Annotated in this window: 6 protein-coding genes and 1 pseudogene; all 7 read left to right on the top strand. The window is 42.1% G+C overall.

Going from position 1 to position 5,346, the window contains the following annotated elements:
• Positions 1-1,353: phage portal protein (locus ACFILA_RS09005; protein WP_375661063.1), on the top strand; the 1,353-nt coding region annotated here is incomplete at its 5' end.
• Positions 1,354-1,366: 13 nt separating this feature from the next.
• Positions 1,367-2,260, top strand: a complete 894-nt coding sequence (locus tag ACFILA_RS09010) for a hypothetical protein (protein ID WP_375661064.1) — start codon at positions 1,367-1,369, stop codon at positions 2,258-2,260.
• Positions 2,261-2,352: 92 nt separating this feature from the next.
• Complete coding sequence (locus tag ACFILA_RS09015; RefSeq protein WP_375637952.1) at positions 2,353-3,480, top strand: N4-gp56 family major capsid protein; 1,128 nt, start codon at positions 2,353-2,355, stop codon at positions 3,478-3,480.
• 20 nt (positions 3,481-3,500) lie between these two features.
• A complete protein-coding gene (locus ACFILA_RS09020) occupies positions 3,501-3,881 on the top strand; it encodes a hypothetical protein (RefSeq protein WP_375637953.1) in 381 nt (126 codons plus the stop codon).
• Positions 3,882-3,892: 11 nt separating this feature from the next.
• The gene (locus ACFILA_RS09025; protein ID WP_375658328.1) at positions 3,893-4,273 is read left to right on the top strand and encodes a hypothetical protein; all 381 of its coding nucleotides are present in this window, start codon (positions 3,893-3,895) and stop codon (positions 4,271-4,273) included.
• Positions 4,274-4,284: 11 nt separating this feature from the next.
• Positions 4,285-4,992 carry a hypothetical protein gene (locus ACFILA_RS09030; protein ID WP_375643640.1) on the top strand — a complete coding sequence of 236 codons (708 nt, stop codon included), beginning with the start codon at positions 4,285-4,287 and terminating at the stop codon, positions 4,990-4,992.
• Position 4,993: 1 nt separating this feature from the next.
• A pseudogene (locus ACFILA_RS09035) lies at positions 4,994-5,346 on the top strand (hypothetical protein); the annotation flags it as partial.

Here is a 5,346-nt window from a genome sequence, read left to right on the forward strand (position 1 = left end):
GTTGCTTATGAGGGCATTCATCATAATGATCTTGAAGCTTATAATGATGAGAAGGGCATTGATGTTGAAAACGGTCGTCGGATGGTCACGCTTGTTGAATGCCGTTGGTTTGAAAGCGAGCGATATTACAAAGCGCCCGATTTAAGCACTGGAGAACTTCGTGATTATAGCGAGGAAGAATTTAAGCAGCTACAGTGCATGATGTCTAATATTCAAGGGGCGGCTTTTAATAAAAAGGTTGTTAAGCGCGCTTTTTTAGGCAGGAAGGTTTTGCTATGCCCCGATCAACCCATGGTTCCAGCGGGTCAATTGGGTTGGGAGTGTATAACGGGGTATTTTGACAAGATAGAACGGCAATTTTATGGGGTTGTGCGTCCTACAAAAGACCCACAACGGTGGGCGAATAAGTACTTTAGTCAAGTTATGTATATCCTTAATAGCCAATCCAAAGGCGGGATAATGGCAGAGAGTGGTGCATTTAAGGATGAGAGAGAAGCAGCAAAAAGTTTAAGCCGATCAGACAGTATTACATGGGTTAAACCTAACGCATTGGCAGGTGGTAAAATACAACCAAAGCCTGTAGCACAGTTTCCACAAGGCTTTTTCCAACTGTTTAATGAAGCTAAGGAAGCAATTAATCAGGTGACGGGTTTATCGCCCGAATTCATTGGCACAAGAGAAGTGACACAAGCGGGTATTTTGGAGGCACAACGACGCCAATCCAGTTTAAATCTGCTTGCTTGTCTGTTTGATGGTTTACGTTTGTACCGCAAGCGGCAAGGTAAGATTATTTTGCACCTTATCCAGAATTACTTGTCTGATGGTCGTTTGGTACGGATATCTGGTGAGGAGAATGCGCAATATATTCCATTGACGCGTGAAGAAGTAACGAGTGTCGAGTATGACATTGTTGTTGATGATGCGCCAACCAGCCCGAATGAGAAAGAGCGCACCTTCGGTATTATCACACAGCTGCTCCCATTGCTTCAAAATGCGATTACGCCGGATATTATGCTTGATCTACTTCGTTATTCTCCATTGCCGGCGTCATTACTCAATCGTGTCAGTGAGAAGTTCCAACAGCAACAAATGGCACAACAACAGCAGATGGACCCCGAGCAGGAAATGAAGTTGCAGGAAAAGCAACAAGACTTAGAGACGAAAGCACAGATGCATCAGATGGATTTGCAACAAAAGCAGATTGATCTTTTTGTGCATCAAGAGAGAGCAAAAACAGACGCAGAACTGATGAAGCAACGCTATGAGATTGAACGGCAGAAGCTTCTCAATGATCAGGCACATAATCAGATTATGCGAGAGCGAATAGCATTACACAGAGGTATGCATAGTTGAGAAAGGTGAAAGAATGAATGCAGAAATGAATGAAGCTATGAATGAAGATTACAGAGTTGGAGCACCGGTCTTTGATGATGAGAGCTCTTTTGATGCCGGCACTTATGATGGTGAAACGATTGATAATGATGATGTCACCTCTCCAGAGCCGGTTGTGCAGTCCGTTGAAAAGCCTTCAGAGATTGTTCCTAGCATAGAACAGCAGCGTATGGAGCAACAAGCTAAACAAGCTCGTGAAGCGCTTGTCAAGCTTTATGAACCCCAATCCCAGACGCCAATGGTTGAAGGTGAAAATGCACCCCCAGACCCTACACAAGACATTATTGGCTATATGAGTTGGATGGGAAAAAAGATTCGAGAGCAGGATGCGTATATTAGGGAACAGAAAGAAGCGCTAAGACAAGCTGAGGAACAGCAGCAGCATGATATACGTCTTGGTCAGTTTTTCAACAATTCTGTTAAGTCGTTTCAAAATAAATCCAGTGATTTTGGTGATGCGGCAAATTTTCTTTATGAGAAGCGTGCGAAGGAATTGAGTTCTTGGTCGTCACTTTATCCTGAGTATGCAGATCCAAACACAATTTCTGAGATCATAAGGAATGAATTGCGTACGATTGTAGCGACTTGTGCACAAAGAGATCTCAATCCGGCAGAAGAGATTTATAGAATAGCGCAAAATCTTGGCTATCAGAACCAAGGGGTTCAAGCGAATAATCAAGTTGCTGCGCTTCAAAGCCGGCAGAATTCTGCGAGAACCTTAACAGCATCTGGAGGAGGGGGCAGTGTTGGACCAATCACTTTAGCAAGCATTGATAGGATGTCAGAAGAAGAATTTGACGCTTGGATATCAAATCCGAAAAATAAAGCAATTTTTCGGCAATTGCATGGTGCTGGTAACGGGTATTAAGAGTGCATTTTTATAGAAATTAGCCTGTTTTATGCAGGGTTATGGTCCGGCTTTTAAGCCGGTTTTTTTTACAGCAAAGAAAGGTAAAATCAATGGCATTAACAACAGTTAGAGCAGATGATCCTCATGCGATAAGCACGTGGTCAAAATTATTAAATACAGAAGTTTCAAAGGCGATACCTATTGCCCCTCTTATAGGCAGGGGTTCAAACAGCATTATTCAACTTAAAACTGAAACACAGAAGGGCAGAGGGGATTGTGTTACATTTAGCTTACGTACACAGCTTTTGGGACGGGGTGTTACCTCAGGACAGACGCTTGAGGGGAATGAAGAGGCATTACAATTCCTTCATGACAGACTATATATTGACGAGCTTTCGCATGCAGTTCGTGTAGAAAATGAAGGTAGTATAGCGCAACAACGTACAACGTTTGATTTGCGTGACGAAGCAAAAGATGGCTTAGTTGATTGGTATGCAGATCGCTTAAGCTTGATGTTTTTCATTCAAGCTTGCGGATATACAGCAAGGACAATCTCTTTTGAAGATCGGATGATAGATATCGAGAATGTGCATTATGGATTTAATGAACCTCTTGCACCAAGTAGTAAGCGAATTATCCGTCCAGATGGTAAAACCAAGGATGAAGAGCTAAGTGAAGCGCCAAAACACAGCTTTAGTTTGAAGCTTATTGACGAAGCTGTAAAAATGGCGAAACTTGCTAATCCCAAAATTCGACCAGTACGTGTGAATGGGGAGAGTGTTTATGTTCTCTATTTGCATCCAACACAAGTGATGCAATTGCGTACCAATACAGAGACTGGTCAGTGGCTTGATATTCAGAAAGCTGCTTACACAGGCTCTCGTGCGAAAAACCCAATCTTTGATGGTTCTTTAGGCATGTATAATGGTGTGATTTTACGTGAATCTGAACATGTCACCCATGGGGTAAAATCTACCGATCATACAGCGAAAAAAAGTGTGCGTCGTGCTGTTTTTCTTGGAGCACAAAGTATCGTTATGGCTTTTGGAAATAATCGCAATGTCAATCGCTATAAATTGGTGGAAGAGCATTTCGACTATCAACGTTACTATGGTTTGTCTGCGAAAACACTGATTGGCATGAAGAAAACCCGTTTCAAATTTCCAAATAGCTCTCAAGCAGCGCAAGATTTTGGAACGATTGTTATCCCCACCTACAGTGGTGAACCTGATAATTAATCATAGGGAGGAAACAAGACATGGCAGATCAATTACCACCTCCATTACAGGGAAGAAATCTTCACACCCAACAGGTGAGTTTCTTACGTTTGAATATCTCGCATAAAGATAAGCATCTTACGGAAAAAATCGGAATTTTGCCTCGTGGCGCTTTGATCACTTCGATGAAGGCTTTTGTCAAGACCGCGTTTTCTGAAGCAAAATTAAAGATAGGCAGCACCTATGGCGGCAATGAGTTCAGTGAAAAAGACATCAAAGCCCAAGGCACGCAAGATTTTACGCCAACAGATCAAAAGTCTTTTGTTGCAGATGATAAGGAGATGACCCTTTATGCAACACGGGATAAAACAACTGCGGCTGGTGAATGTATTGTGGTTGTGCAATTCGTAACAAATCATTGAGGGGATAAGACATGGCAGATTATTTACCACAGCCCTTGCAAGGGAGAAATCTTCATACCCAGCAGGTAAGCTTTTTGCGGCTTAATTTTAGCTATGAAGATAAAGAAAACGCTATGAGAATAGGCACGCTACCTCGTGGTGCTTTGATCACTTCGATTAAAGTGTATGTCAAGACAGCATTTTCGGACACGAAGGTAAAAATAGGCAGCACTGCTGGCGGCAATGAGTTTGGTGAAGCAGAAATCAAACAACAGGCAGTAAAAGAGGTTAAGCCTACCAATCAGAAGGAGTTTATCCCTTATGATGAAGAACTTACTCTCTATGCCAAAGCGGACAAAACAGTACAAGCTGGGCAAGCAAGTATAGTCGTTGAATTCGTGACTAATCACTGAGAGGTATTTTGATGACACGTCATTATATTCGGGTTAAAACCGGAGGACCGATACCTGTAAAGCGAGATGTTTATCGTCATAAGAGAACACTTTCGCACTTAGTGTCGGTTATTCAAGATGAGATTGATGACATAGCCGATGAGTATGTTCAACAAATCCAAGAAAGCATTTTTGCAGCTATTCGTTTTTGTGAACGAGAGACCTTTTACTTTAACGAAAGCCGTGATGTGGTGTTTGAGACACGGGCGGGACAAGGTGTTTATGATGCAAGCACTACCCGCCCTATTGAAACAGCTGTTAAAATCAAAAACGTTTATTTAAGTTCTGATCAACATCATAAGTTTGCCTTGGAATGTAATGACCATGTTTCTTTAGAGCCTTTGTTATCATCAGAGCAGCAAGGAACGCCGGTTTGTTACAGTTATTTTGATAGGAAATTACATCTTTATCCCACGCCGGATAGAGCCTATCAGATTCAACTAATTCTCTCTCCATTGCGTTTATCAGAGATAGATAGTGTCGATGAGGAGCACCCATGGTTTGTGCACGCGTTTGATTTGATTAAGGCGCGTGCAAAATACGAACTTTACAAGAATATCTTGAAAGACCCCGATTGTGCAACGGCAGCTTACAATGACTTTAACGAACAGTTGCATGAATTGCGTGCAGAGACGTCTCAACGTCATAACGTGACCAGAATAATACCAACGGATTTTTAAGATGGTTTATTTTCCAGTAGCCGATTACAGACCAGATGTTTCGGTCGTCAACGGTAGCTTTACGGATAGCCTTGTGAATGTTTTACCGGCTGATGGCTGTTACATTCCGATGCCTAGTGCAATGGTTGTGTCTCATGCTTTGGAAGAAAAGCCTTTGGGGTGCATAGCGTTTAGAAGTGGCAATGGTGTTAAGATAATCGTAGGAGGCAAGCAAAAGCTTTACAGTTATGATAGTCAAACCAAGGGTTGGAAGGACATAAGCCAAAGTGGTGTGACTTATCAAGCAAATGAAGAGAATAAATGGTCGTTTGCTCTTTTTAAAAACATGGTTATTGCGGTGAATAAAAATGATAA

It is taken from the genome of Bartonella sp. CL71SXKL (assembly GCF_042194935.1).
Lineage (GTDB): Bacteria > Pseudomonadota > Alphaproteobacteria > Rhizobiales > Rhizobiaceae > Bartonella.

Coding starts and splice junctions, on each gene's coding strand:
- ACFILA_RS09010 (WP_375661064.1), top strand. CDS start 1,367: ATGAATGCAGAAATGAATGAAGCTATGAATGAAGATTACAGAGTTGGA.
- ACFILA_RS09015 (WP_375637952.1), top strand. CDS start 2,353: ATGGCATTAACAACAGTTAGAGCAGATGATCCTCATGCGATAAGCACG.
- ACFILA_RS09020 (WP_375637953.1), top strand. CDS start 3,501: ATGGCAGATCAATTACCACCTCCATTACAGGGAAGAAATCTTCACACC.
- ACFILA_RS09025 (WP_375658328.1), top strand. CDS start 3,893: ATGGCAGATTATTTACCACAGCCCTTGCAAGGGAGAAATCTTCATACC.
- ACFILA_RS09030 (WP_375643640.1), top strand. CDS start 4,285: ATGACACGTCATTATATTCGGGTTAAAACCGGAGGACCGATACCTGTA.